Below are 26,289 nucleotides of genomic sequence, written 5' to 3' on the forward strand. Positions count from 1 at the left end.
GACGCGACGAGCGAGGACAGGGCGGCGCGGTCCGCGACGTCGCACGCCTCGACGCGCACCGCCGGCGGCGACGCCACGGCGTTCTCGCGGGGGCTGCATCGGCCGCATCGGCCACCCCGAGGACAGCGGCCCCGACCGGGACCTGCGTCCCTTCCGGGCCTCCCCCGCCGTCGTGGCCCGCGGTGTTTCGCGACTGTCCGCGTGAGCGGCCGAGGGAGGGGGTGGTGAGGACGGCGAGGCAGGCGATGACGAGGGCGACGCCCGTCCAGCCGGTGGCGGGGAGGCGTTCGCCGACGACGAGGACGGCGAGGACGGCCGCGACGGCCGGTTCGAGCAACGACAGGGTGGTGGCGGTGCTGGCGGGCACGTGGGTGAGCCCCCGGCCGAACAGGACGTACCCGGCGAACATGGGGACGACCGCCATGTAGGTGCCGACGGCGGCGTTGGTCCAGGAGGCGACGAGCGGGGCGCCGGTGGCCAGCAGGACGGGCAGGAGGAGCAGTCCGCCGATCCCGAAGACGGTGCCCATCGCCGCCCGGGAGGAGACCTCACGGGTGATGAGCCGGTGCGCGGCCCAGGAGTAGAGGGCGTAGGTCGCGGCGGCGACGAGGCCGAGGGCGATGCCGAGCAGGGTGGTCGCCACGGACGCCTGCCCCGTGCCGTCGGCGGCGCGGGCGGCTTCGGCGACACAGAGCAGGACGGTGCCGAGCAGGCCGAGGGCGGCCGCGAGCATCCAGCGGCGGGTGAGCCGGCGGCCGTCCACGACACACTCGATCACGGCCGAGGCCAGTGGTGCGGTGCCGAGGGACACGACGGTGCCGACGGCGACTCCGGCCAGGCGCATGGAGCTGTAGAACGCCAGGGGATAGACCGCCACCGAGACGGCGCCGAGCAGGACCGTGCCGCGCCGGTCGCGCAGCCTGGATGCCTGCCGGGTGATCTGCGGGGCGGCGAGAAGGGCCTGGAGCAGTCCACCGAGGCCCATCGCGACGGCGCCGATCGCGAGCGGGCCCACGCCGGGGGCGAAGGTGGCGGCCGTGCCCGTCGTCCCCCACAGCACGGATGCGGCGAGCACGCACAGGGCCCCGATGCCCGCGGACCGGCCGCGGTCGACGCGGCTCACAGCCGGTCCAGCAGGGCGGCGGCCATCGAGCGGGCGTGCCGGACCCGCTCGCCGTCCCCCTCCAGACCGGCCCGCGCCATCGCTCCCTCCAGGAGGAAGGACAGGTGCTCGGCCATCGCACGGGCCTCCTCGGGGCGGTCGGGCAGCAACTGCTCCAGGTGACCGACGATCAGGCGTTCGACCTCCTCCTTGTGCGCGCGGACGACGGCCCGGCCCTCGTCCCCGGCCGGGAGCTCGGCCGCGGCGTTGAGCAGGCCGCAGCCGCGGAAGCCGTGCTCATGGGCGGAGGCCGCGTGATCGGCATACGCGTCGAAGACGGCCAGCACCCCCTCGCACGGCCCCTCGGCCTGCTCCAGCCGGGCCCGGTAGAGGCCGAACCACTCCTCGTGCCGGGCGTCCAGGTAGGCCCTTACGAGGTCGGCCTTGGAGGCGAAGTTGTTGTAGAGGCTCATCTTCGCCACGCCTGCCTCGGCGGTGATCGTGTCGATACCGGTCGCGACCACACCGTCGGCGTAGAAGCGGCGGCCCGCCGCCTCCAGGAGCCGTTCCCGGGCGGGACGCCGCCGTCCGCTCCCTGCTGTGCCCACGTCGCTCACCACAACCCGAACTAGGTAGGTAGGTCTACCCAGACTAAGTCGAGGGGCGGGAATCCCGGAAGCCGCGCAGGCCCGCCACCTGATCACCGGCTCGGTCGCGGGCGCCCGGTGAAGGCGGCACGATGGCCGGTGAAGGCGGTGCCGTGGGCAGGGTCCGGACCGGCAGTGCCGCGTCGGCGTCATCCACCGTCAAGCCGTTGCCGGGGCGAAGAGGTGAGGCACATGGCCGGACTCCGGTCGGGCGAGGGCATCCTGCGCCGTAAACCCATCGAACACATCGAGGAGACGGAAGCCGGCGAGGGGCCGCGGCTGGAGCGGTCGCTGGGGCTGTGGCAGCTGACCGCGATCGGTGTGGGCGGCATCATCGGCGCGGGCATCTTCACCCTCGCCGGCACGGTGGCCAACGGCACGGCGGGCCCCGCGGTACTGGTGTCCTTCCTCATCGCGGGTGTGGCCAGCGCGGCGGCGGCCCTGTCGTACGCCGAGTTCGCCGGCCTGATCCCGAAGGCGGGTTCGGCCTACACCTACGGCTACGCGGTGCTCGGCGAGTTCGCCGGCTGGTTCATCGGCTGGGACCTGCTGCTCGAGTACACGGCGATCGTGGCGGTGGTCGCGATCGGCATCTCCGGCTACTTCAGCTTCCTGGTCGAGGACATGGGCGCGCATCTGCCCGCCTGGATGCTGGGCGCGCCCGGCACCGGTGCCGGGCACAAGGTGGATCTGTTCGCGGCGATCCTGTGCCTGCTCATCGCCTGGCTGCTGAACCGCGGCATCCGCAGCGCGGCCCGCTTCGAGACGATCGTGGTGGGGCTGAAGGTGGTGGTCGTGCTGGTGGTGATCCTGGTCGGTGTCTTCCACATCAACACCGCCAACTACCACCCGTTCTTCCCCTACGGGATCAGCGGGGCGTTCACGGGTGCGGCGACCGTGTTCTTCGCGGTCTTCGGCTACGACGCGATGTCCACGGCGGCCGAGGAGTCCAGGGACGCGCGGCGGCACATGCCGAAGGCGATCATCTACTCGCTGGCGATCGCGATGGTGCTGTACGCGGCGGCCTGTCTGGTGCTGACCGGTATGCAGAACTACAAGGACATCGACAAGGAGAGCGGCTTCTCGACCGCCTTCCAGTCGGTGGGGCTGAACCGGCTGGCGGACGTGATCGCGGTGGGCGCGATCATCGGCATCCTCACCGTGATGTTCACGTTCATGCTGGGTGTGACCCGGGTGTGGTTCTCCATGTCCCGGGACGGGCTGCTGCCCAAGTGGTTCGCGAAGACGCATCCCACCCGGCACGTGCCGACGCGCGTGACGTGGATCGTCGGGGTGGCGTCGGCCGCCATCGCCGGCTTCCTGCCGATCGCGGAGGCGGCCGAACTGACCAACATCGGCATCCTGCTGGCGTTCGTGGTGGTGTGCACGGCGGTGATCGTGCTGCGCTACCGGCAGCCGGACCTGCCGCGCGGCTTCCGTACACCGTGGATGCCGTTCGTGCCGGCGCTGGGTGTGGTCTTCTCCCTCTGGCTGATCACGTTCCTGCAGTGGCAGACCTGGGTGCGGTTCGTCGTGTGGTTCCTGATCGGGTGCGGGGTCTACTTCGGGTACTCGTACAAGCGCTCGGAGCTGGCCGAGCGTTAGGCCGGGCGCCGGCGGGGCGGGCGCCCGGCGTCAGCGGCGCGGGCCGCCCCGTGCACGGCTCCGGCGAGCGGGCACCGCGGCTCGCCGCTATCCGGAGTGCGCCCGCGGCCCCGTCCACCACGGCAAGACCCCCGACGGCCCCGTCACGGTCGTCCCGGCCGCCGCCCGGGACGTCTTCGTCGACTCGCTCCAGGCGTGAGCACGCATGCGGAAGGGGCGCTCCGTGAGTTCACGGGGCGCCCCTTCGTCGTACTGACGTGACGGACGTCAGGCCTGGGCCGGCTCCGGCTCCGGCTCCTTCGAAGCCCCCGGCTGCGCGGCCGCACCCTTCTTCGCCGCCCGCTTCTTCGCGCGGCGCTCCTTGCGGAGTTCCAGCATCGTGTAGAGGGTCGGGACCAGGAGGAGGGTCAGCAGGGTCGACGTGATCAGGCCGCCGATGACCACCACCGCGAGCGGCTGGGCGATGAAGCCGCCCTCGCCGGTGACGCCGAGCGCCATCGGGAGCAGGGCGAAGATCGTCGCCAGGGCCGTCATCAGGATCGGGCGCAGCCGGTGACGGCCGCCCTCCAGCACCGCCTCGACGACGCCGTGGCCGCGGTCGCGGTACTGGTTGATCAGGTCGATCAGCACGATCGCGTTGGTCACCACGATGCCGATCAGCATCAGCATGCCGATCATCGCCGGGACGCCCATCGGGGTGCCGGTGACGAGCAGCAGGCCGAGCGCGCCGGTCGCCGCGAACGGGATGGAGACCAGCAGGATCAGCGGCTGGGCGAGCGACCGGAAGGTGCCGACCAGCAACATGAAGACGATCGCGATCGCGGCCAGCATCGCCAGGAGCAGGCTGGTGAAGGCCTCGTCCTGGTCGGCGGTAACGCCGCCGATCTCGGCCGTCGCGCCCGCCGGGAGCGTCAGCGCGTTGATCTCGGCCTGGAGTTCCGCGCTGACCGCGCCGGTGTTGTCGCCGATCGGCCGGGCGGTGACGGTGGCCGAGCGCTGGCCGTCGATCCGGGTCATGGACACCGGGCCGTCCACCAGCTCGACGGTGGCGACGTCACCCAGCTTCACCGGGCCGAGCGGCAGCTTCTTCAGCTCGGCCAGGGTCGTGGCCGGCCGGTCCGAGCGGATGACGACGTCCCGCTCGGTGTCGTCCAGCACCACCTTGGCGGCCGGGGTGCCCCGTACCGCCTGGGCGACGACCGCGCCGAGCGTCTGGTCGTCGAAACCGGCCGCGGCGGCACGGGAGTCGGCCTTGACCGAGATGCGCGGCACGCTCTGCGCCAGGTCGCTGGTGACGTCGGTGACGTCGTCCAGGGAGGCCACGGCCTTCTGCACCTGGTCGGCCGCCTTGCGCAGCACCTGCGGGTCGGCCGCCTTGACGACGACGCTCAGGTCCTGGTTGCCGAAGCCGTCGCCGGCCGCGACGGTGGTGGTGCCGATGCCGTCGAGGTCGGCGAGGCCCTTCTCGAGGCTGTCCCGGACGTCCTCGTGGGAGGCGGAGTCCTCCAGCATCACCTGGTACGTCGCCCGGTTGGTGTCCGTACCGCCGCCGAAGGCCGCCATGAAACCGGACGAGCCGATCGTGACCTGGTACTCCTTGACACCCTCGGTCTCGCCGAGCAGCTTCTCGACCTTCTCGGCCTGGGCGTCGGTGGCCGCGAGGCTGGTGCCCGGCTCCAGCTCCTGACGGAGGGTGAGGACCTTCTGCTCGCCCTGGTCGAAGAAGTTGGTCTTGAGCAGCGGCGTCATGGCGAGCGTGGCGATCAGGACGACGACCGCGATGGCCAGGCTGGCCAGCCTGCGCCGGGTGGCGAAGCGCAGCACGGAGAGGTAGCCGCGCTGGAGGCGGCTCTTCGCCTCCTTCTCCTCGGCCAGCCGGCGGGCCTCCTCGGCGTCCTCGGGAGTGCCCTTCGGGGGCCGCAGGAACCAGTACGACAGGACGGGGACGACCGTCAGCGACACCAGCAGGGACGCCAGCAGCGCGGCGGTGACGGTGAGGCTGAAGGAGCCGAACAGCTCACCGACCATGCCGCCGACCAGGCCGATCGGCAGGAAGACGGCGACGGTGGTGAGCGTCGCGGAGGTCACCGCGCCGGCCACCTCACGCACCGCCTTCATGATCGCCTCGTGGCGCTCCTCGCCGTAGCCGAGGTGCCGCTTGATGTTCTCCAGGACGACGATGGAGTCGTCCACGACCCGGCCGATCGCGATGGTCAGCGCGCCCAGGGTCAGCATGTTCAGCGACAGGTCGCGCGTCCACAGCACGATCAGGGCGAGGACCACGGAGAGCGGGATGGAGACCGCCGTGACCAGCGTCGAGCGGATCGACGTGAGGAAGACCAGGATCACCAGGACCGCGAAGACGAGGCCGAGCGCGCCCTCGGTGGTCAGGCCCTCGATGGCCTGGGACACCGCCGGGCCCTGGTCGCTGACGACGGTGAGCTCGGCACCCGAGCCGAGGTCCTCGCGCAGGCCGGGCAGCAGGTCCTCGACCGCGTTCGAGATGGTGACCGCGCTGCCGTCGTGGTCCATGGTGACCACCACGGCGAGGCTGGGGCTGCCGTTGGTGCGGGTGAGGGAGTCGGCCGTGGCCTCCCGCTGTTCGACGTCGGCCACCGAACCGAGGCGGACCGGCTTGCCCTTGCCGGACTCGCCGGTGACCATCAGGTCCTCGATCTGCTGGATCGAGGTGTAGCCGCCGCCCACCTGGACGGTGCGGTTGGCGCCGTCCTCGTCGAAGGAGCCGGCCGGGACGGTTGCGCCGCCCGCCTTCAGGGCCGGGAGCAGTGCCTGGGACGTGAGACCGGCCTTGGCCAGCTTCGCGTCGTCGGGGGTGACGGTGACCTGGAGGTCCCGTACGCCGTCCACCATGACCTGGCCGACACCGTCGATGTCCTTCAGCGCGGGCACCACGGTCCGGTCGAGCTGGTCGGCGAGGGCCTGCTGGTCCTTGTCGGAGGTGACGGCGAGGACCACGGTCGGCATGTCGTCGGTGGAACCGGAGACGACCTGCGGGTCCACGGTGTCGGGCAGCATCGCGCGGGCCCGGTTGACGGCCTGCTGGACGTCGGCGACGAGCTGCTCGGTGTCGTTGCCGAAGTCGAAGGACGCCATGATCACGGCGTTGCCCTCGCTGGCCTTCGAGGTGACGCCGGAGATGCCGTCGACGGCCTCCAGGTTGGCCTCGATGGGCTCGACGACCTGCTTCTCCACCACGTCGGGGGACGCGCCCTGGTACGGGGCCACCACGGAGACCATGGGCAGTTCGATGGTGGGCAGCAGTTGCTGCTTGAGCTGAGGGATCGCGATCGCCCCGAACACGAGCGCGATGATCGACATCAGTCCGATCAGCGCCCGTTGTGCGAGGCTGAATCTGGCCAGCCAGGACATGGGTTACGGGTCTCTCTTCCGTGAGCGGTCAGGGGTACGGGACGTACCTGGAGGGGCAGGGGCGGGCGCGGAGGGGCGTCCGTTCTCCACACTGGGGCATCGACGAGGGCCGATCCGTAGGCCCGAGGTCCTGTTCCTCGGACGGCGGCTACTCCCGCCGCAGTACGCGTGGCGGCGTTCACTCCACCCTCGGGCGGACCAGCCCCGACTCGTAGGCGGTCACCACCAGCTGGGCCCGGTCGCGGGCGCCGAGCTTGGCCATGGCCCGGTTGACGTGGGTCTTCACGGTCAGCGGGCTGACCTCCAGGCGTTCGGCGATCTCGTCGTTCGAGTGGCCGCCGGCGACCAGGACCAGCACCTCGCGTTCCCGCACGGTCAGCGAGTCGAGCCGCTGCGCGCGGGCCGGGTCGCGGTCGGCGTCGTCGGCGGTGCCCTCCTGGGCGAGGAAGCGGGCGATCAGGCCTTTGGTGGCGGCCGGGGACAGCAGTGCCTCCCCCTCGGCGGCGATCCGGATGGCGTTCAGCAGTTCTCCGGGTTCGGAGCCCTTGCCGAGGAAGCCGGAGGCGCCGGCCCGCAGCGACCGCACCACGTAGTCGTCGACCTCGAAGGTCGTCAGTATGACCACGCGGACCCCGTCGAGCTCGGGGTCGGCGCTGATCAGGCGGGTGGCGGCGAGGCCGTCGGTGCCGGGCATCCGGATGTCCATGAGGACGACGTCGGCGCGCTGTTCACGGGCGAGGCGGACCGCCTCGGCGCCGTCGGACGCCTCGCCCACCACCTCCATGTCCGGCTCGGAGTCGACGAGCACGCGGAACGCGCTGCGCAGCAGCGCCTGGTCGTCGGCGAGCAGGACTCGGATCGTCATACGGGTTCCCCCGGGGGGTGCTGGTCACGGGCCGTCCTGGGCTGTGGACGTGCGGGGCTCGACGGGCAGGATCGCATGGACGCGGAACCCGCCGCCGAAGCGGGGGCCGGTGGTGAGGGTGCCGCGCAGGGCGGTGACGCGTTCCCGCATGCCGAGCAGGCCGTGCCCGCCGCCGTGGCCGGTGCCCTGTCCGCCGTCATCGTGGCCGCCGGCGCCGGTGCCGTCGTCGAGGACGGTGATCTCGATGTGGGGGCCCACCCTGACGACGCTGACCTCCGCGTTCGCTTCGCTGCCGGCGTGTTTCTGGACGTTGGTGAGGGCCTCCTGGATGACCCGGTAGGCGGCCAGGTCGACGGCGGCGGGCAGCGCGGGGCCCTGGTCCTCGCGGGCGACCAGGACCCGCAGGCCGGCGCTGCGGAAGGTGCCGGCGAGTTCGTCGAGGCGGTCCAGGCCGGAGGTGGGCTCGGTGGGTGCCTCGGGGTCGTCGGACTGACGCAGCAGGCCGACGGTGGCGCGCAGTTCGCCCAGCGCCGAGCGGCTGGCCTCCCGTACGTGGGCGAGGGCCTCCTTGGCCTGGTCGGGCCGCTTGTCCATGACATGGGCGGCGACCCCGGCCTGGACGTTGACCAGGGCGATGTGGTGGGCGACCACGTCGTGCAGGTCGCGGGCGATGCGCAGGCGTTCCTCGGCGACGCGGCGGCGGGCCTCCTCCTCACGGGTGCGTTCGGCCCGCTCGGCGCGTTCCCGGATGGCCTGGACGAAGGCGCGGCGGCTGCGGACGGCGTCCCCGGCGGTGGCGCCGATCCCGGTCCAGGCGAGGAGCCCCAGGTTCTCCTGGGCGTACCACGGCAGCGGGCCGGCGATCATGGCGGTGCCGGTGAGGACGGTCATGGTGAGCAGGCCGACCCGCCAGGTGGTGGGGCGGTCGGTGGTGGAGGCGACGGTGTAGAGCGCGACGACCACGCACATCGCGACGGGGGCTCGGGGGTCGCCGGTGACGGACTCGACCACGGAGGCGGCGCCGGTGAGGGCGAGGACCGCGCGGGGGGCCCGGCGCCGGAGGACCAGCGCGGCGGCGCCGAGGGCCATGAGGGTCAGACTGAGCGGATCGGGGGTGCTCAGCTCCCAGGTGACACCGTGCGGGCCGTGCGGGTCCACGAAGGATCCCGCCACCATGCACACCAGGACGCCCGCGGCCAGGGCGGCGTCCAGGGCGAAGGGATGGGCGCGCAGCCGGCACCGGGCGCGCTGGATGGTGCTCACGACCGCTCACCGTACGGCGTCCCCGGCGCCGCCGTGGCATCCGGTGCGCGGGCCGGTCGTGGACCGCCCGTGGGGGACCCGGCAGGCCCGGGTTTCACGGGCCCGGGCTTCACGGGCCCGGGATCAGTCCGTCGTCGCTGAGCAGCTCCCGGACCTCCTCGATGGTGGCGTCCGGGGAGGGCAGGATGAGGTCGGAGGGTTCCAGCGCGTCGTCCGGCAGCGGTTCGCCGAGCTCGTGGACCCTGGACAGCAGGGCGGTGAGGGTGCGGCGGAAACCGGGGCCGTCACCGGTCTCCATCTCGGTGAGGAGTTCCTCGTCCAGTTTGTTCAACTCGGCGAGGTGGCTCTCGGCCAGAGCCACCTGCCCCTCCCCCATGATCCGTACGATCATGTTGGCCTCCTGGGTCCCGGCGAGGACCTCGGTCGTCGGCACGGCTTCCCGTGCGGCGGTCACTGCTTGTCGAACCGCGGGGTGTCCTGCGGCTGCTGCTGGGCCTGGGACTGCTCGCTGCCGCCTTCGATGGCCTGCTGCGCGGCGGAGGGGCCTCCCGCCAGCTCGGCCTTCATGCGCTGCAGCTCCAGTTCCACGTCCGTGCCACCCGAGAGCCGGTCGAGCTCGGCCTGGATGTCGTCCTTGTGCATGCCGGACTGGTCGTCCAGGGCGCCGGAGGCGAGCAGCTCGTCGATGGCACCGGCCCGCGCCTGGAGCTGGGCGGTCTTGTCCTCGGCGCGCTGGATCGCCAGCCCGACGTCGCCCATCTCCTCGGAGATGCCGGAGAAGGCCTCGCCGATCCGGGTCTGCGCCTGCGCCGCCGTGTACGTGGCCTTGATGGTCTCCTTCTTCGTGCGGAAGGCGTCGACCTTGGCCTGGAGCCGCTGCGCAGCGAGGGTGAGCTTCTCCTCCTCGCCCTGGAGCGTGGCGTGCTGCGTCTCCAGATCGGTCACCTGCTGCTGGAGGGCGGCGCGGCGGGAGAGCGCCTCGCGGGCCAGGTCCTCCCGACCCAGCGCGAGCGCCTTGCGCCCCTGGTCCTCCAGCTTGCCCGACTGGGACTGGAGCTGGTTGAGCTGGAGCTCCAGGCGCTTGCGGCTGGTCGCCACGTCGGCGACACCGCGCCGCACCTTCTGGAGCAGCTCCAGCTGCTTCTGGTACGAGTAATCGAGGGTCTCGCGCGGATCCTCGGCCCGGTCAAGGGCCTTGTTCGCCTTCGCGCGGAAGATCATCCCCATACGCTTCATGACACCGCTCATGGGCTTCGCGCGCCCCCTTCTGACGGACTCCGGCTCACAGCTCTGCGACAGAACCCACAGTACGGGCCCTGCATCCATTAGCGCACTGTTCGGGGACCGATGCGCTCATCCCCAAGGACGACTGAGTGGCCGCCCGCTCCGGCCCAGGGAGTAGGTGACCCCCGGGGCGGACGGGACAACACACCCCAAGACGTGCGCAACGCCCCCTCTGTCCTTCTACAGACGACTGGTGTTGCCGGATCGTTCCCCCCGGGGCTGGGATCCAACCCCACGGACCCCGTACCCTTGGGTTTTGTGTTCCGTAGCCGTGCCAAGGAAGAGAAGGCCCTCGCCGACAAGGCGGCGGTGACCGACTCCAAGCAGACCCGCCACCCGGAGGCCCCCAAGGGCCGCCCCACGCCCAAGCGCAGCGTGGCCCAGTCCCAGCGCCGCAGCGTGGCCAACACGTCGATGACGCGCAAGGAGGCCGCCAAGCGGCAGCGTGACGAGCGCCGCGCCGCGATGGAGCGTCAGCGCCAGGCGCTGGCCAGCGGCGACGAGCGTTACCTGCCCGCCCGTGACAAGGGGCCGGTGCGCCGCTTCGCGCGCGACTTCGTCGACTCGCGGTTCCACATCGCGGAGTACTTCCTGCCGATGGCCGTGGTCATCCTGGTGCTGAGCATGGTCCGGGTCCCCCAGCTGCAGAACATCGCGCTGCTGCTGTGGCTGCTCGTGATCGTGACGATCGTGCTCGACTCCGTCGTGACCGGCTTCCGGCTGAGGAAGCGGCTGGCCGAGCGCTTCCCCGATGACAACCGGCGCGGCGCCGTCGCCTACGCCCTGATGCGTTCGCTCCAGATGCGCCGGCTGCGGCTGCCCAAGCCCCAGGTCAAGCGCGGAGAGCAGCCCTGAGCACCCTGCCGTTCGCCGAGGGCGAGGCGCCCTCGGCGAGCCCGGCGGCCGGTCCGGCACAGCCCGCGGTACCCGCGCCGGCCTCACCGGTCGGGACCGGCGGACCGGGCGGGCCCGGTGGCCTGCGGGAGGTCGTACGACTGGAGCTGGTGGCCCGCCAGCTGGACGAGCAGATAGCGGGGCGGTTCCCGGTCGGGCGGCGGCTGCGCGTTCTGGACGTCGGCATGGGCCGGGGCTCACAGGCGCTGCGGCTGGCGCGGTCCGGTCACTCGGTGACCGGCCTCGAGCGGGACGCGGAGATGCTCGCCGCCGCACGTGCGGCGCTCGCCCGGGAGCCGGAGGGCATCCGGGAGCGGGTGCGGGTCGTCGAGGGCGACGGCCGGGACACCGGTGTGCACTTCCTGCCGGGCAGCTTCGACGTGGTGCTCTGCCACGGTGTGCTCATGTACGTGACGGAGCCGGACCCGCTGGTGGCGGGGCTGGCCCGGATGCTCGCCCCCGGCGGACTGCTGTCGCTGCTGGTGCGCAACGGTGACGCGCCCGCGATGCGGTCCGGCCTGCGCGGCGACTGGGCCGGCGCGCTGACCGCGTTCGACGCGGCCTGCCACATGGACGAGGAGTCGGGGCTCGAGACACGGGCCGACCGGCTGAAGAAACTGACGGCGACACTCGCCGGGCTCGGGGCGCCGCTGCACACCTGGTACGGCGTGCGGGTCTTCACGGACACGGCGGCCGACGGCACGCACGCCCCCGGCGCCCCGGACGACCTGGCGACCCTCCTGGAGGTCGAGGAGCGGGCCGGGCGGACGGACCCCTACCGCGGGGTGGCGTCGCTGCTGCACCTGTGCGGCGTACGGGGCTGACGCCGGCGCGGAGTGGGCGAGGGCCGAGGCCCTCGCCCGTGGATCCGGGCCTCAGGCCTCGGTGCTCGCCTGGTCCGCGTGGAGGCTCATCGGCCCGTAGATCTCCGTGGTGTCCTCCAGCAGCCGCACCTGGTCGGCGCCGCCCTCCAGCAGGGCCTTCCAGTTCTCCCCGATCCAGGACTCGGCGTCCCCCTGCGTGGTGAACTCCTCCGGCTGCACCGCGGGCTCGACCTGCGTCCCGTCGGCCTTCTCGAACCGCCACGTCCATGCCGCCATGTACGCCTCCGTGGGTGTCAGCACACTGCACAACAGGAGCCGGATCTTGGTCCGGCTCCTGCAAGAGCCTAGGCCAGGACATGGCGTCTGTGCGGTGGATCATGTGGGGTGGGTGCCCGGTCGGGCGCGCAGGAGCCGTGGGGACGGGTGAAAATCGGGTCCGTGGAACTCACTCTGCTCGGTACCGGTGCCCCGGCGGGGCTGCCCCGCCCCGACTGTCCCTGCGCCGCCTGCGCGTCCGCCGCCGGCCCGCACGCGCGCGCGGCGACCTCGCTGCTGGTGGACGGCTCGCTGCTGCTCGACCTCATGCCGGGCGTGGCGTTCGCGGCGGCCCGCGCGGGGCACTCGCTCGGCGGTGTGCGCCAGGTGCTGCTCTCCCATCCGCACGACGGGCCCGCGGTCGAGGTGCCGGCCGGCCTGCCGCAGCCCGGCCGGGTGCCGGACGGGCGGGAGCTGGCGCTGCTGACCGGCCACAGGGTGCGGGCGGTGGCGCTGGACTCGCCGGGCACCGGGTACGCGGTGACCGGCCCGGACGGGCAGCGGCTGCTGTATCTGCCGCCGGGCGCGGCGCCGGCCGGTCTCGAGGAGCCGGCCGAGCCTTACGCCATGGTGCTGCTGGACGTCGTGGGGCGCCCGGACGCGCTGGCGCGGTTGCGGGCGGTGGGCGCGGTCGGGCCGACGACGGACGTCGTCGCCGTGCACCTGGACCACGACGTGCCGCCCGGTGCGGAGGCGCGCCGTCGGCTCGCGGCGGCCGGGGCGCGCGCCGTGCCGGACGGGACCACGCTGGAGGTGGGCGCCTACGAGGACGTCCCCGACCTGCCGCGGCGGACGCTGGTGCTGGGAGGGGCCCGGTCGGGCAAGTCGGTGGAGGCCGAGCGTCGGCTGGAGACGCTCCCGGAGGTGCTGTACGTGGCGACCGGCGGGTCCCGCAACGGGGACACCGAGTGGGCGGCCCGGGTGTCGGCCCATCAGGAGCGGCGGCCCGGGTCGTGGCGGACCGTCGAGACCTGCGATCTGGTGCCGCTGCTGGAGGACGACGGGCCGCCGCTGCTGGTGGACTGCCTGTCGCTGTGGCTGACGGACGCGATGGACTCCGTCGGGGCGTGGGACGACGCCCAGTGGGCCGACGGCGGGGAACGAGCCCTCAGGGAACGGGTGCGTGAGCTGACGGATGCGGTGCGCGCGACCCGGCGGACCGTGGTCGCGGTGTCCAACGAGGTGGGCTCGGGCATCGTTCCCGCCACCGCGTCCGGCCGCCGTTACCGGGACGAACTCGGGCGGCTGAACGCGGCGTTCGCGCAGGAGTGCGAGCAGGTGCTGCTGGTGGTCGCGGGGCAGGCGCTGGTACTGAAGGGGTGAGCGGGCGGGCCGGGTCAGCCCGTCGGCTTTCTCGCGATGATCCGGTACGCGTTGGCGAACGGGGTGTGCCGCAGCAGCGGGGCCAGCGCGAGGTCCGTGAGCGCCGCGGCGGCCACCACCGGGGTGCCCGCGCGCAGCAGGACGGTGCGCGCATGCCGCTGGAACGGGGTCGGCGGGATGGCGCGCCAGGGGGCGTCCGGGGCGGGCAGGGCGTGGGAGAGGGCCAGCGCGGTGGCACCGGCCAGGTCGTGCGGAACGTGCACCGCGCGGTGTCCGGAGCCGGATCCGAACGGGGCTCCGGACCTGGTGGTGACGATCTCGCAGCCGAGCCGCTCCAGTTCGGCGCGGAGGTTGCGCGGCGGGAGCAGGTGCAGTCGGCGGGGCTGGTCGTAGGAGAGCCACCACCGGCCGAACAGGGCGGCGAACGCGCTGCGGGGGTCCAGGGTCTCGATGAGCAGATGGCCGCCGGGGCGCAGGGCGTCGAGGGCGGCGTGGAGTTCCGCCCTCGGGTCGGTGGTGTGTTCGAGGTGGTGCAGCATGCTGACCACGTCGTAGCGGCCCGCCACCCGGGCCCGCAGCCGTGGGGACGTCAGCGGGCCGATGTGGGCCTCCTCGACCCGGCCGAGGACGCGGGCGCGTTCGACGCGCTGGGTGAGGTCGGTGCCGTCGAACGCGGTGTACGGGAAAAACTCCCGTGCGGTGTCCGGGAAGCGGGCGTGGCCGGTGCCGACGTCCAGCCAGCTCTCCGGTTCGCCGAAGCGCAGCATCGTGCGGGCCGTGGCACGGCGGCGGCGCGGGGCGTCGCGCAGCGCGAGGACGGCGTCGGTGACGGCGTCCCGGGGGGCACCGCGCAGCACCCGCCGGTGGAAGGCGAGGCCCTCGGCGGTGAGGCGGGGGTTCTGGAAGGTGTGTCCGCAGTCCCGGCACGCGTCGACGGTGAACCGGCCCGGCCGGTGCCGCCGCAGGTCGCCGGTGCGCAGCCGGTTGCGCAGCCGTGCCGAGCCGCACCAGGGGCAGTCGGCGCGGCGCGGCTCGTGCACCCGCGCGGAGGCCTGCTGGGCGGGCACGACAACGGCGCCGGCGCCGGGCACGGCGGCCGACGGGAAGGCGATGGGTGCGTCGGGCACGGACATGGGCGGCTCCCGGTGGGTCGGGCGGGCGGACGAGCGGACGAGCAGGGGCACAGGGGGACGCAGGGGCGGGCGGGCGGAACGTCGGCACGTGCGGATGACATTCCACTGCAAAACGTTACGGATCGGATGGCCGTCCGAGGCGTAACGACGTCGGGGTGGCGTCACCCGGCGGGCGGGAAATCGGCCACGGGACCTGGGACTCCGTGGTGTTCGAGCCGGGCCGGTACTGTTCGGCGAATGAGCTCGCTTAATCTCGACGACTTCACCGATCTGATCGAGCGTCCGGACGGCGGGGTGCGCCGTGACGCGGAGGCGCACCGCGAGCGCCGGGTCGTGCCGCCCGGGTCGCTGGGCCGCCTCGACGAACTGGGCGAGTGGCTGGCCGCCGCGCAGTCCGCGGTGCCGGTGCGGCCGGTCGAACGGCCGCGGGTCGTCCTCTTCGCCGGTGACCACAGGATCGCCGAACTGGGCGTCTCGGCGCGGGCCGCGGGCAGCGCCGGGGAGCTGGTGCGCGAGGTGCTGGAGGGCGGCCGTCCGGTCTCCGTGCTGGCCCGGCGGCTCGGGGTGCCGGTGCGGGTGGTCGACATGGCCCTGGACTGCGATCCGGAGACCCTGCCCGAGGACGTCGTACGGCACAGGGTGCGGCGCGGCGGCGGGCGCATCGACATCGAGGACGCGCTGACCCTCGAGGAGGCCGAGGCGGCGTTCCGGGCCGGGGTCGCGGTGGCCGACGAGGAGGCCGACTCCGGTACGGATCTGGTGGTGCTCGGCGATGTGAGCGTGGGCGGCACCACCGCGGCGGGTGTGCTGGTGGGCGCGCTGTGCGGGACGGACGCGTCCGTGGTCACCGGGCGCGGCGGGCTGGCCATCGACGACCTGGCCTGGATGCGCAAGTGCGCGGCGATCCGCGACGCGCTGCGACGGGCCCGGCCCGTGCTCGGCGACCAGTTGCAGCTGCTGGCGACGGTGGGCGGGGCCGATCTCACCGCGATGACGGGCTTCCTGCTGCAGGCCGCCGTGCGGAAGATGCCGGTCGTGCTCGACGGCGTCGTGACGGCGGCGTGCGCGCTGGTGGGGCAGCGGATCGCGTTCCGGGCGCCGGACTGGTGGCTGGCCGCGCACGACAGCGGGGAGCCGGGGCAGGCGAAGGCACTGGACCGGATGGCGCTGGAGCCGCTCCTCGCCCACGGCGTCACCGTGGGCGAGGGTACGGGGGGCCTGTTGGCCCTCCCCCTGGTGCAGGCGGCGGCGGCGCTGGCGGCGGAGCTCCCGGAGAGGCCCGGGAAGCCCGAGGAGCCCGAGGAGCCCGAGAGGTCGGAGTGACCGAGGGAGCCCGTCCTTTTCCTCGCCCCCGCCGCCCCTTCCCTCCCCCAAGCTCTCGGCTTCTCCCCCGAGTTCTCGGCTCCGCTCGAACAGGGGGGACCCCCATGAGCAGGGGGGACCCCCATCGTCCTCAGGGGGCGCTGCCCCTGTGACCCCGATGTGCGGGTCCGCGGGGAGGGGTGGCTCGCACAGTTCCCCGCGCCCCTTTCAGGGACGGGGCGGGTCCGGTTTGCCGCCGAGCCAGTCGCCGAAGGCCCGGCGGGGGCCGGACCAGCGGCGGTCGTGGCGGTAGGCCCGCAGGAGGGCCTTGGCCCGGGCGCGGTGCCTGTGCCGGTAGAAGCGCCTGGCCCACGGGGAGCCGGGGCGGGCCAGGCGCAGCGAGCCGATCAGGGCGACGAGGGGCACGATCACGCCGAAGACGGCGGTCCTGGCCTTGCCCTTGCTCAGAGCGATCAGGGAGAAGAGGAAGTTGACCGCCACGTTCAGGGCGACGCCCGCTCGGTCCTGGAGTTCGCCCGGGGAGACGTCGTTGACGCCGAACGGCGAGAACCCGGCCAGCAGCAGTCCGACCAGGGAGGCGGTGATGACGACCACCTCGACGCTCTGGCGGCCGGCCTCGGTCCAGTAGACGTCCTGGAGGTGCAGGATCAGCGCGAACTCGTCCAGGACCAGGCCGGCGCCGATGCCGAAGACGACCGCGCAGATCGCCGCGCCGAAGCCGTGCCGGCCGCTCGCCACCGCGCCGAAGCCGCCGACGACGGTGAGGATCACGCCGGGCACGACGTGGTGGATGTGCACACCGCCCGCCTCGACGTTGCCGAAGGGGCCCTTGCCGGCCCGGATCAGCCGGGTGACGGCCCGGGTGATCACGAAGGTGAGGACGAAGGCGGTGAGGGCGAGGAGCAGCGGCAGTTTGCCCGGTTCGATGATGTTCCGCTGCAACCAGTGCCCCATGAGCGCACTTTATCCACGGCTGCCGGGGGCGCCCTGCTGACCGCCGGGTAATCTGCGCCGGTGCCCGCGCCCTTCCTGACCTCCCTGGCCGACGGCCTCCGCTTCGCCTTCGGCACCCTCACCGTGTTCCCCGTCGAGGTGACCCGCTGGGACCGCCCGGCCGCACGCGGCGGCATGCTGTGCGCCCCGCTGGCCGGACTGGCGGTCGGTGCCGTGGCCGCCGCCTGCGGACTGCTGCTGCTGTTCCTCGGGGCGGGCGCGCCGCTCGCCGCCGTCGCCACCGTCGCCGTGCCCGCCGCGCTCACGCGCGGGCTGCATCTCGACGGGCTCGCCGACGTCGCGGACGGGCTCGGCAGCGGAAAGCCGGCCGAGGACGCGCTGCGGATCATGAAGCAGTCGGACATCGGTCCGTTCGGCGTGCTCACCCTCGTCCTCGTGCTGCTGGCGCAGGTGGCCGCGCTGGCCCGGGCGTACGGCGACTCCTGGACCCGGGGTGCGCTCGCCGTCGTGGTCGCGGCGGTCACGGCCCGGCTCGTCCTCACCCTCGCCGCCCGCGCCGGGGTGCCGCCCGCCCGGCCCGGGGGGCTGGGGGCCGCCGTGGCCGGGGCCGTCCCGCCGGCGGGTGCGGCGGGCGTCGTCCTCGCGGTGGCCGGGGCGGCGGCCGCCGGGGGCGCCCTGCTCGGGGCGGACGGTGCCGTCCATGCCGTCCATGCCGTCCTTGCGGTGCTGCTGTCCGTCGCGGCCGCGGAGCTGCTCCTGCGGCACTGCGTCCGCCGCTTCGGCGGGGTCACCGGCGACGTGTTCGGCTCGCTCGCGGAGACCGCGGCGACGACCGCGCTCGTCGTCGCGGCACTGGGCTGAGGGAACGGCGGTCCGTGCCTCTCCTCCCCGGGTCCCCGGGCTCCGGACCCGCGGCCGGGGCGACCGTGCAGGCCGCGGGCAGCAGGGGAACCAGTGCCGGCACCGCGGCGAGCAGGCCGTCGCGCCGTCCTGCGGGGCGTCTCACGCGCGGCCCAGCGGGTGGCCTTTGAGGGGGGACGGGGTCCGGAAGGTGCCCGTCACGTCACCGAACGGTGAAGACCGCGCGAGGGAAGGCACGGGCAGACGCGCGTAGGCTCGTCCGCAGTGTGCGCCGTACCGGGGCAGGCCCCGCCGAAACCGTACCGCCAGGTCGTCGTTAGGGTCGGCGCCGGGCCCGGTCGACCCACGCTTTTCGGCCACAGCAACTTCACATCGGAAGCGAGAATTCACCACCGTGACTGCTCTCACTCTCAGCACCGCCGCGATCCCCGGTCTGAAGGCCGACGCGATCGTGATCGGTGTCGCCAAGGGCACTGCGTCCGGGGCCGGGGGCCTGGTCGTCGCACCGGGCGCCGAAGCCGTGGACAAGGCCTACGACGGCAGGCTCACCGGCGTCCTGGAGACCCTCGGCGCGTCCGGCGCCGAGGGTGAGGTGACGAAGCTCCCCGCGCCGGCCGGCTTCAAGACGCCGCTCCTGGTCGCGGTGGGCCTGGGCACCCAGCCCGAGAAGGACGCCGCTCCCGACCCCGAGGCACTGCGCAAGGCCGCCGGTGTGGCCGCCCGCGCCCTCACCGGGTCCAAGAAGGCCGCGTTCGCCCTCCCCCTGACCGACGCGGCCGACGCCGGCGCGGTCGCCGAGGGCGTGCTGCTCGGCGCCTACTCCTTCGACGCCTACAAGAACAAGGACGTTCCCAAGACCAAGGGTGACAAGGGCGAAGGCGGCAAGGACAAGAAGAAGGACGCGAAGGCGCCCCTCGCCGAGGCCGTGCTGCTCTGCGACAAGTCCCGCGACAAGGCGTACAAGACGGCCGTGGAGCGCGCCACCACGGTGTCCGAGGAGCTCAACCGGGCCCGCGACCTGATCAACACCCCGCCCAACGACCTCGACCCCGAGGCGTTCGCCGCCGTCGCCCAGGCCGCGGCCAAGGAGCACGGCATCAAGGTGCAGGTGCTCGACGAGAAGGCGCTGGCCAAGGGCGGCCACGGCGGCATCCTCGGCGTCGGCGCCGGCTCGGCGTCGGGTCCGCGGCTGGTGAAGCTGTCGTACACCTCCGCCAAGGCGAAGAAGCACCTCGCCTTCGTCGGCAAGGGAATCACCTACGACTCGGGCGGCATCTCGCTGAAGCCGGCCGGGCACAACGAGACGATGAAGTGCGACATGAGCGGTGCCGCCGCCGTGTTCGCCGCGGTCGTCGCCGCCGCCCGCCTCGGTCTTGAGGTCAACGTCACCGGCTGGCTGGCCCTGGCCGAGAACATGCCCTCCGGTTCCGCCACCCGCCCGGGTGACGTGCTGCGCATGTACAGCGGCAAGACGGTGGAGGTGCTCAACACCGACGCCGAGGGCCGGCTCGTCCTCGCCGACGCGCTGTGGGCGGCCTCGGAGGAGAAGCCGGACGCGATCGTGGACGTCGCGACCCTGACCGGCGCGATGATGCTGGCGCTGGGCAACCGCACATTCGGGATCATGGCCAACGACGACGCCTTCCGTACGGCGGTGCACGAGGCCGCCGAGGAGGTCGGCGAGCCCGCCTGGCCGATGCCGCTGCCGGAGCACCTGCGCAAGGGCATGGACTCGTCCACGGCCGACATCGCGAACATGGGCGAGCGGATGGGCGGCGGGCTCGTCGCCGGGCTCTTCCTGCGCGAGTTCGTCGGCGAGGACATCACCTGGGCCCACCTCGACATCGCCGGTCCGGCCTTCAACGAGGGCAGCCCCTTCGGGTACACGCCCAAGGGCGGTACGGGCTCGGCGGTACGGACGCTGGTCCGCCTCGCGGAGCAGACGGCGGCCGGCGACCTGGGCTGAGCCGACCGGTCGCCGACCGGTCGTCAACCGGTCGCCGGCAGGGCCCCGTGCGCGGCTGGGACGGGGCCCCGCCGGCCGGCGCGTCATGCGGATCCGCCGCGGGTGTCGGCACGTGTGCCGGGGCACGTGGTCCCGGAAGTCCTCGCACGTGTGACGGTCGGACGTTCGAACGTGGGACGTGTCACACCCCTGCCCCACGTCTCGTTCGGCTCGGACAAGTGCGAGGATAGGGCTCGGCAGGACAGGGCCCCACCGAAGGGCCGAAGGCAAGAGCGGCCGGACACCAGCCGCCGACCGGTCACTGGAGACCGGCGTGGCGCACATGCATGGAGGACGTGACGTGGCGAACGACGCCAGCACCGTTTTCGACCTAGTGATCCTCGGCGGTGGCAGCGGTGGTTACGCCGCGGCCCTGCGCGGGGCGCAGCTGGGCCTGGACGTCGCCCTGATCGAGAAGGACAAGGTCGGCGGTACCTGCCTGCACAACGGCTGCATCCCCACCAAGGCCCTGCTGCACGCGGGCGAGATCGCCGACCAGGCCCGCGAGAGCGAGCAGTTCGGTGTGAAGGCCACCTTCGAGGGCATCGACATGGCGGCCGTCAACAAGTACAAGGACGACGTGATCTCGGGCCTGTACAAGGGCCTGCAGGGTCTGATCGCCTCGCGCAAGGTGACCTACATCGAGGGTGAGGGCCGGCTGTCGTCGCCGACCTCCGTCGATGTGAACGGCCAGCGGATCCAGGGCCGCCACGTCCTGCTGGCGACCGGCTCCGTGCCGAAGTCGCTGCCGGGCCTGGAGATCGACGGCAACCGGATCATCTCCTCGGACCACGCCCTCGTCCTGGACCGCGTGCCGAAGTCCGCGATCGTGCTGGGCGGCGGCGTCATCGGCGTCGAGTTCGCCTCCGTGTGGAAGTCCTTCGGCACCGACGTCACGATCGTCGAGGGCCTCAAGCACCTCGTCCCGGTCGAGGACGAGAACAGCTCGAAGCTGCTGGAGCGCGCCTTCCGCAAGCGGGGCATCAAGTTCAACCTGGGCACCTTCTTCCAGAAGGCCGAGTACACCCAGGACGGCGTCAAGGTCACCCTCGCCGACGGCAAGGAGTTCGAGGCCGAGGTCCTCCTCGTCGCCATCGGCCGCGGCCCGGTCTCGCAGGGCCTGGGCTACGAGGAGGCCGGGGTCGCCATGGACCGCGGCTACGTCCTCGTCGACGAGTACATGCGCACCAACGTCCCGACCATCTCCGCCGTCGGCGACCTCGTCCCGACGCTCCAGCTGGCGCACGTCGGCTTCGCCGAGGGCATCCTGGTGGCGGAGCGGCTGGCCGGTCTGAAGACCGTCCCGGTCGACTACGACGGCGTGCCGCGGGTGACGTACTGCCACCCGGAGGTCGCCTCCGTCGGCATCACCGAGGCCAAGGCCAAGGAGATCTACGGTGCGGACAAGGTCGTCGCCCTGAAGTACAACCTGGCGGGCAACGGCAAGAGCAAGATCCTCAAGACCGCCGGCGAGATCAAGCTCGTCCAGGTCAAGGACGGTGCCGTGGTCGGCGTCCACATGGTCGGTGACCGCATGGGCGAGCAGGTCGGCGAAGCCCAGCTGATCTACAACTGGGAGGCGCTGCCCGCCGAGGTCGCGCAGCTGATCCACGCCCACCCGACCCAGAACGAGGCGCTCGGCGAGGCCCACCTGGCCCTGGCGGGCAAGCCCCTCCACTCCCACGACTGACGCCTTCGGTCACGGGCACGACGACACAGACTTCCGCACTTTTAAAGGAGCAACCGAAACCATGGCGGTTTCCGTAACCCTTCCGGCGCTCGGTGAGAGCGTCACCGAGGGCACTGTCACCCGCTGGCTGAAGGCCGAGGGCGAGCGCGTCGAGGCCGACGAGCCGCTGCTCGAGGTCTCCACCGACAAGGTCGACACCGAGATCCCCGCTCCGGCCTCCGGCGTGCTGTCCTCCATCAAGGTCGCCGAGGACGAGACCGTCGAGGTCGGTGCCGAGCTGGCCCTGATCGACGACGGCAGCGGTGTCCCGGCCGAGGCTCCGGCCCCGGCCGCCGAGCAGCCCGCCGCCCCGGCCCCCGAGCCGGCCGCCGCGGCCCCCTCCACCGAGCAGGCCGCCCCGGCGCCCGCCCCCACCGCCGAGACCGCCGCCGGCGGCGGCACCGCCGAGGGCACGGACGTGGTCCTGCCCGCGCTCGGCGAGTCCGTCACCGAGGGCACCGTCACCCGCTGGCTGAAGTCGGTCGGTGACAGCGTCGAGGCCGACGAGCCGCTGCTCGAGGTCTCCACCGACAAGGTCGACACCGAGATCCCGGCGCCCACCTCCGGTGTGCTGCTGGAGATCACGGTCGGCGAGGACGAGACCGCCGAGGTGGGCGCGAAGCTCGCCGTCATCGGCGCTCCGGGTGCCGCCCCGGCGGCCGCTCCGGCACCGGCGGCTCCGGCCGCCCCGGCGCAGCCCGAACCCGTCCCGGCTCCGCAGGCCGCTCCGGCTCCCGCGCCGGCCGCTCCGGCACCGGCTGCCGCTCCGGCACCGGCTCCGGCCCCGGCCGCCCCGCAGGCCGCTCCGGCCCCGGCTGCCCCGGCTGCCCCGGCCCCCGCCCCGCAGGCCGCTCCGGCCCCGGCTGCCGCTCCGGCCGCCGCGCAGCCGACCGACGAGGGCGCCTACGTGACCCCGCTGGTGCGCAAGCTCGCCGCCGAGCACGGCGTCGACCTGTCCACCGTTCAGGGCACCGGCGTCGGTGGCCGTATCCGCAAGCAGGACGTCGTCGCCGCCGCGGAGGCCGCGAAGGCCGCCCCCGCCGCGGCTCCGGCCGCCGCTCCGGCCGCGGCGAAGCGGACCCCGGTCCTCGAGGCCTCGCCGCTGCGCGGCCAGACCGTGAAGATGCCGCGGATCCGCAAGGTCATCGGCGACAACATGGTCAAGGCGCTGCGTGAGCAGGCGCAGCTGTCCTCGGTCGTCGAGGTCGACGTCACCCGGCTGATGAGGCTGCGGGCGCGGGCCAAGGAGTCGTTCGCGGCTCGCGAGGGCGTCAAGCTCTCCCCGATGCCGTTCTTCGTCAAGGCCGCCGCCCAGGCGCTGAAGGCCCACCCGGCCGTCAACGCCCGGATCAACGAGGCCGAGGGGACCATCACCTACTTCGACACCGAGCACATCGGTATCGCGGTGGACTCCGAGAAGGGTCTGATGACCCCGGTCATCAAGAACGCCGGTGACCTCAACATCGCCGGTATCTCCAAGGCCACGGCCGAGCTGGCGGGCAAGGTCCGGGCCAGCAAGATCACCCCGGACGAGCTGTCCGGCGGGACCTTCACGATCAGCAACACCGGTTCGCGCGGCGCGCTGTTCGACACGATCATCGTGCCGCCGGGCCAGGTCGCGATCCTCGGTATCGGTGCCACGGTCAAGCGTCCGGCCGTCATCGAGACGGAGGAGGGCACGGTCATCGGCGTCCGCGACATGACCTACCTGACCCTCTCCTACGACCACCGGCTGGTGGACGGTGCCGACGCGGCCCGTTACCTGAACTCGGTCAAGGAGATCCTGGAGGCGGGCGAGTTCGAGGTCGAGCTCGGCCTGTGATCCACAGCCGCTGATCCACGGCCGCTGATCCCGGTCCCCGGTGCCCCCGTCCGGAGCTTCCCAGGCTCCCGGGCGGGGGCACTGTCGTGGGCACGGCGTGAGCCGCGCCGTATGCGCCGTGTAAGCCTCGTCTCACCTGGGCGAAAGCACCCCGTGCGCCCCTACGGGACGGTGTGTCAGCCGTATTGTCTAAGGGTCGACCGCCCTCAAGGGTCCTGTCCGTCGTCCGTCCGCCGCCCCCGACGGGGCCTTTCGGGCGGCTGCCCCGGATTCACGAACCCTGTCCAAGGAGCACTCATGACCGCGCCCGTCGTCCATTCGCTGCGCGAACAGATCCGCGAGCACATCCTGGAAGGGATCATCAGCGGGCGCTGGCAGCCGGGCGAGCGGATCGTGGAGCGGCGGATCGCGACCGAGCTGGAGGTCAGCCAGACGCCGGTGCGGGAGGCGCTGCGCGAGCTGGAGTCGCTGCGGCTGATCGAGTCGGCGCCCAACAAAGGCGTGCGGGTGCGGAACCTGTCGGCCGCCGACCTGGAGGAGAGCTACCCCGTACGGGCGGGTCTCGAGGCGATCGCCGCCGAGCTGGCGGCGGAGCGGCTGGCGGAGGACTGCTCGGCGCTGGAGCCGCATGTCGCCGCGCTGTACGAGGCCGACCGCACGGCCGACGGCACGGCCCAGGTGCGGCACACGGTCGCCTTCCACCGCGAACTGGTCCGCGCGGCCGGCAACTCGGTGCTGCTGCACACCTGGGAGGGCCTGGGCATCGAGGTCTTCACGGCCCTGTCCATCCGCTGGCTGGGCACGGTCCAGCAGTCCTACGCCGAGGAGCACGAAGAGCTGGTCGCGGCGTTCCGGCGGCAGGATCCGGACATCGGCCGCCTGGTGAAGGAGCACGTGCTGGGCTGCGCGCCGCACGCCGCCGACGCCCCCGCCTGATCTCCCGTCCTCACCCGTTCCGGCCCCGGCACCGTCCGTCCGGTCCATCCCTCCTCTCCGTACCGGGCGAAGCTGTCGAAACACGCCGATACTGGTGAGAACCGCGTCGTTCTCCAGGGTGGCGAGCAACGCCCCCGTCGGCCGGTGGTGGAGGCCGTGTGATCCCGCCACAGCTGTCCTCCGTGGTCCCGGGGTCCGCCGGGTCCGTCCTGTCCTTGACGCGCAGCGCCGTGACCGCGACGGTGTCGGCGGTGCGGTCCCTCGCGCAGGGTCTGGCCGCCGTCCCGGCGGCGCTCGCGTCGACCGGGCCGGTGCCGCAGCCGGGTGTGCCCGGCCTCTGGCGAACCTCGGGAGGCGTGCAGATCGCGGTCCGGCGGCTGGGGCGGCCCGGTACGGCAGCGGCGGCACGCGGGCTGGAGGCCACGCTGCGCCGGGTGCCGGGGGTGAGCCGCGCGGAGGTGAACGGCACGCTGGGGTGCGTGTACGTGGGCTGCGGGCCGAAGACCGACCTCGCGGCCGTCGCCGACGTCGTCGCGGCCGCCGACGCCGCCGGGGAGGTCCCACGGGCCGGGGCGACGGAGCGGGAGCGGCGCCCGGTCGGCTTTCCCGGGGCCGCGCAGGCACGGGTCGGCGCGGCCGTCCGGCTCGGCGCCGGCCTGGTGGCCGTGGGGGTGGCGTCGGTGGGCGACGCGCTCAGGCTGCCGGGGCTGCACCCGGCGGTGATGTCGGTGATCCAGTTCGCGGAGTCCGCGCCACCGCTGCGCGACGGCATCGCGCGCCGGATCGGCGAGAGCGCCACGGAACGCGGCTTCGCCGGGGCGAACCTGCTGGCGGGCACGCTGTCCTTCCGGCCGCTGGGCGTCACGGTGACCACCGTGCTGGCCGCCGCCCGGTACGCGGAGGTGCAGGCGCGCCGTGGGGCATGGGCGGACTGGGCGCGCAGGCTGGCCGGGCACGAGGGTACGTACCGCCACGACGCGGTACCGGGTCACAAGCGCCCGGCGCCGCTGCCGCCGGGCCCTGGCGAGCGGTACGCCAACGTGGCGGCACCGGTGGCGCTCGCGGCCTACGGTCTGACGTCGGTCGGCACGTTCGGCCAGGACCGTGCGCTGTCGCTGCTGATCGCGGGGACACCGCGCGGCCCCCGGTTCGGAAGGGAGGCGTTCGCCTGCGCGGCGGGCCGGGCCCTTTCCGAGCGGGGGGCGCTGGTGCTGCGGCCGGAGGTGCTGCGCCGCCTGGACCGGATCGACACGGTGGTCCTCGACGCCCGCCTGCTGGCCGGCCGCGACTGGACGATCGAGGGCGTACTGCGCCTGCCACCGCCCGGCAGCCGGCCGGAGGGCGGCGGCCCGGCGGACGACGGGCCGGACGACGACGAGATCCACGTACGGATCCACGAGCTGATCGAGCGGGACGGTCCGGCCGGACGGCGTCGCCGGCACGGCGCCGGCCCCTTGGCACCGAAGCGGCGGGACGGCTGGGAGCTACGGCCGTTCCCCGGCCCGGAGACCGGCTCCGACGACACCCTCGGCGACCTCGTACTCGCAAAGACGGCCGCGCGGGCCCGGCAGTGGGCCGAGGAGGGTGCGCAGGTCGTGCTCGTCCTGCGGGCGGGCACGCCGGTGGCCGCGGCCGCACTGGCCCCCCAACTGCACCCGCTCGCCCACCACTTGGTGCGCGCTGCCCGGGCGTGCGGTGAGGTGCGGCTGGTGGGCGGGCCGCCCGGGCTGCACCTCCGGTTCGGACTCGAGGAGGCCGTGCCCACCGGGCACCGGCGTACGGCCGCCCTGGTGCGCTCCCTCCAGGCGGAGGGGCACGGGGTCGCGGTGGTCTCGACACGGACCCGCCGTGCCCTCGCCCGCGCGGACCTGGGCATCGGGTCGGTCGGCGACGTCGGCGTCCCGCGGCACGTGCCGTGGGGCACGGGGAGGACCGGTCTCTAGCAGGCCCGCAGGCTGAACAGGAAGCGAACGCTTTCGCCAGTGCGTTCCTCATGCCGCGCCGCAGCGTCGTG

At 73.3% G+C, this 26,289-nt stretch carries 21 protein-coding genes; 11 read left to right on the forward strand and 10 right to left on the reverse strand.

The genetic code is table 11. The features are described 5' to 3' along the window. Both AB0I73_RS34015 and AB0I73_RS34020 read right to left on the reverse strand, forming a co-directional pair. Positions 1 to 1,123 (reverse strand): EamA family transporter (locus AB0I73_RS34015; protein WP_363043960.1); only part of this gene is annotated, 1,123 nt, incomplete at its 3' end. Beyond that, positions 1,120 to 1,710 carry a TetR/AcrR family transcriptional regulator gene (locus AB0I73_RS34020; RefSeq protein WP_363043962.1) on the reverse strand — a complete coding sequence of 197 codons (591 nt, stop codon included), beginning with the start codon at positions 1,708 to 1,710 and terminating at the stop codon, positions 1,120 to 1,122. The genes AB0I73_RS34020 and AB0I73_RS34015, both read right to left, overlap by 4 nt. A gap of 231 nt (positions 1,711 to 1,941) precedes the next feature. Between AB0I73_RS34020 and AB0I73_RS34025 the strand changes: the two genes are divergently transcribed. Continuing rightward, the gene (locus AB0I73_RS34025) at positions 1,942 to 3,354 is read left to right on the forward strand and encodes an amino acid permease (RefSeq protein WP_363043964.1); all 1,413 of its coding nucleotides are present in this window, start codon (positions 1,942 to 1,944) and stop codon (positions 3,352 to 3,354) included. Between the two features lie 267 nt (positions 3,355 to 3,621). On the opposite strand, the gene AB0I73_RS34030 is transcribed toward AB0I73_RS34025, so the two are convergent. The 5 genes from AB0I73_RS34030 to AB0I73_RS34050 all read right to left on the reverse strand — a co-directional run bounded on the left by AB0I73_RS34030 (position 3,622) and on the right by AB0I73_RS34050 (position 10,120). Then, complete coding sequence (locus AB0I73_RS34030; protein ID WP_363043966.1) at positions 3,622 to 6,744, reverse strand: efflux RND transporter permease subunit; 3,123 nt, start codon at positions 6,742 to 6,744, stop codon at positions 3,622 to 3,624. A gap of 178 nt (positions 6,745 to 6,922) precedes the next feature. Further along, positions 6,923 to 7,609: a response regulator transcription factor gene (locus AB0I73_RS34035; RefSeq protein ID WP_109377457.1), complete on the reverse strand. Its 687-nt coding sequence runs from the start codon at positions 7,607 to 7,609 to the stop codon at positions 6,923 to 6,925. A 24-nt stretch (positions 7,610 to 7,633) separates the two neighbouring features. Next, positions 7,634 to 8,872 (reverse strand): histidine kinase, encoded by a 1,239-nt coding sequence (locus AB0I73_RS34040; RefSeq protein WP_363043969.1) that lies wholly within the window; start codon positions 8,870 to 8,872, stop codon positions 7,634 to 7,636. Positions 8,873 to 8,981: 109 nt separating this feature from the next. Continuing rightward, positions 8,982 to 9,263, reverse strand: coding sequence for a hypothetical protein (locus AB0I73_RS34045; RefSeq protein ID WP_109377634.1), 282 nt, complete (start codon positions 9,261 to 9,263; stop codon positions 8,982 to 8,984). Between the two features lie 59 nt (positions 9,264 to 9,322). Then, positions 9,323 to 10,120: a PspA/IM30 family protein gene (locus AB0I73_RS34050; RefSeq protein WP_109377455.1), complete on the reverse strand. Its 798-nt coding sequence runs from the start codon at positions 10,118 to 10,120 to the stop codon at positions 9,323 to 9,325. A 255-nt stretch (positions 10,121 to 10,375) separates the two neighbouring features. On the opposite strand from AB0I73_RS34050, the gene AB0I73_RS34055 reads away from it, so the two are divergent. Together AB0I73_RS34055 and AB0I73_RS34060 are read left to right on the forward strand one after the other, a co-directional pair. After that, on the forward strand, positions 10,376 to 11,011 hold the full coding sequence (locus AB0I73_RS34055; protein WP_363043994.1) for a DUF3043 domain-containing protein: 636 nt from the start codon (positions 10,376 to 10,378) through the stop codon (positions 11,009 to 11,011). 149 nt (positions 11,012 to 11,160) lie between these two features. After that, positions 11,161 to 11,874 (forward strand): methyltransferase domain-containing protein, encoded by a 714-nt coding sequence (locus AB0I73_RS34060; protein ID WP_363043971.1) that lies wholly within the window; start codon positions 11,161 to 11,163, stop codon positions 11,872 to 11,874. 51 nt (positions 11,875 to 11,925) lie between these two features. On the opposite strand, the gene AB0I73_RS34065 is transcribed toward AB0I73_RS34060, so the two are convergent. Continuing rightward, positions 11,926 to 12,150 (reverse strand): hypothetical protein, encoded by a 225-nt coding sequence (locus AB0I73_RS34065; protein WP_109377633.1) that lies wholly within the window; start codon positions 12,148 to 12,150, stop codon positions 11,926 to 11,928. 162 nt (positions 12,151 to 12,312) lie between these two features. Here AB0I73_RS34065 and AB0I73_RS34070 point away from each other — a divergent pair, with 162 nt between their 5' ends. After that, the gene (locus AB0I73_RS34070; RefSeq protein WP_363043973.1) at positions 12,313 to 13,512 is read left to right on the forward strand and encodes a bifunctional adenosylcobinamide kinase/adenosylcobinamide-phosphate guanylyltransferase; all 1,200 of its coding nucleotides are present in this window, start codon (positions 12,313 to 12,315) and stop codon (positions 13,510 to 13,512) included. A gap of 14 nt (positions 13,513 to 13,526) precedes the next feature. Here the strand turns inward: AB0I73_RS34070 and AB0I73_RS34075 are convergent, their stop codons facing one another. Beyond that, positions 13,527 to 14,645 carry a methyltransferase domain-containing protein gene (locus AB0I73_RS34075; protein ID WP_363043975.1) on the reverse strand — a complete coding sequence of 373 codons (1,119 nt, stop codon included), beginning with the start codon at positions 14,643 to 14,645 and terminating at the stop codon, positions 13,527 to 13,529. 237 nt (positions 14,646 to 14,882) lie between these two features. Here AB0I73_RS34075 and cobT point away from each other — a divergent pair, with 237 nt between their 5' ends. Further along, on the forward strand, positions 14,883 to 15,968 hold the full coding sequence (cobT, locus tag AB0I73_RS34080; RefSeq protein WP_363043977.1) for a nicotinate-nucleotide--dimethylbenzimidazole phosphoribosyltransferase: 1,086 nt from the start codon (positions 14,883 to 14,885) through the stop codon (positions 15,966 to 15,968). 207 nt (positions 15,969 to 16,175) lie between these two features. Here cobT and AB0I73_RS34085 read toward each other — a convergent pair whose 3' ends face one another. Further along, positions 16,176 to 16,922, reverse strand: a complete 747-nt coding sequence (locus AB0I73_RS34085) for a hypothetical protein (RefSeq protein WP_363043979.1) — start codon at positions 16,920 to 16,922, stop codon at positions 16,176 to 16,178. A gap of 60 nt (positions 16,923 to 16,982) precedes the next feature. On the opposite strand from AB0I73_RS34085, the gene AB0I73_RS34090 reads away from it, so the two are divergent. From AB0I73_RS34090 to AB0I73_RS34115, 6 genes are all read left to right on the forward strand, one after another. Continuing rightward, positions 16,983 to 17,783, forward strand: a complete 801-nt coding sequence (locus AB0I73_RS34090) for an adenosylcobinamide-GDP ribazoletransferase (protein WP_363043981.1) — start codon at positions 16,983 to 16,985, stop codon at positions 17,781 to 17,783. A 394-nt stretch (positions 17,784 to 18,177) separates the two neighbouring features. Beyond that, positions 18,178 to 19,749, forward strand: coding sequence for a leucyl aminopeptidase (locus AB0I73_RS34095; RefSeq protein WP_363043983.1), 1,572 nt, complete (start codon positions 18,178 to 18,180; stop codon positions 19,747 to 19,749). A 340-nt stretch (positions 19,750 to 20,089) separates the two neighbouring features. Then, entirely contained in the window at positions 20,090 to 21,478 is a 1,389-nt protein-coding gene (gene lpdA, locus AB0I73_RS34100; protein WP_363043985.1) for a dihydrolipoyl dehydrogenase, read from the forward strand. Between the two features lie 61 nt (positions 21,479 to 21,539). Beyond that, positions 21,540 to 23,339, forward strand: coding sequence for a 2-oxoglutarate dehydrogenase, E2 component, dihydrolipoamide succinyltransferase (gene sucB, locus AB0I73_RS34105; RefSeq protein ID WP_363043987.1), 1,800 nt, complete (start codon positions 21,540 to 21,542; stop codon positions 23,337 to 23,339). 297 nt (positions 23,340 to 23,636) lie between these two features. Then, a complete protein-coding gene (locus AB0I73_RS34110; RefSeq protein WP_363043989.1) occupies positions 23,637 to 24,275 on the forward strand; it encodes a GntR family transcriptional regulator in 639 nt (212 codons plus the stop codon). Positions 24,276 to 24,490: 215 nt separating this feature from the next. Then, complete coding sequence (locus AB0I73_RS34115) at positions 24,491 to 26,218, forward strand: hypothetical protein (RefSeq protein ID WP_363043991.1); 1,728 nt, start codon at positions 24,491 to 24,493, stop codon at positions 26,216 to 26,218. The last annotated feature ends 71 nt before the right edge of the window (positions 26,219 to 26,289 follow it).

The sequence above is a fragment of the Streptomyces sp. NPDC050388 genome, from assembly GCF_040655635.1.
Classification (GTDB): Bacteria; Actinomycetota; Actinomycetes; order Streptomycetales; family Streptomycetaceae; genus Streptomyces.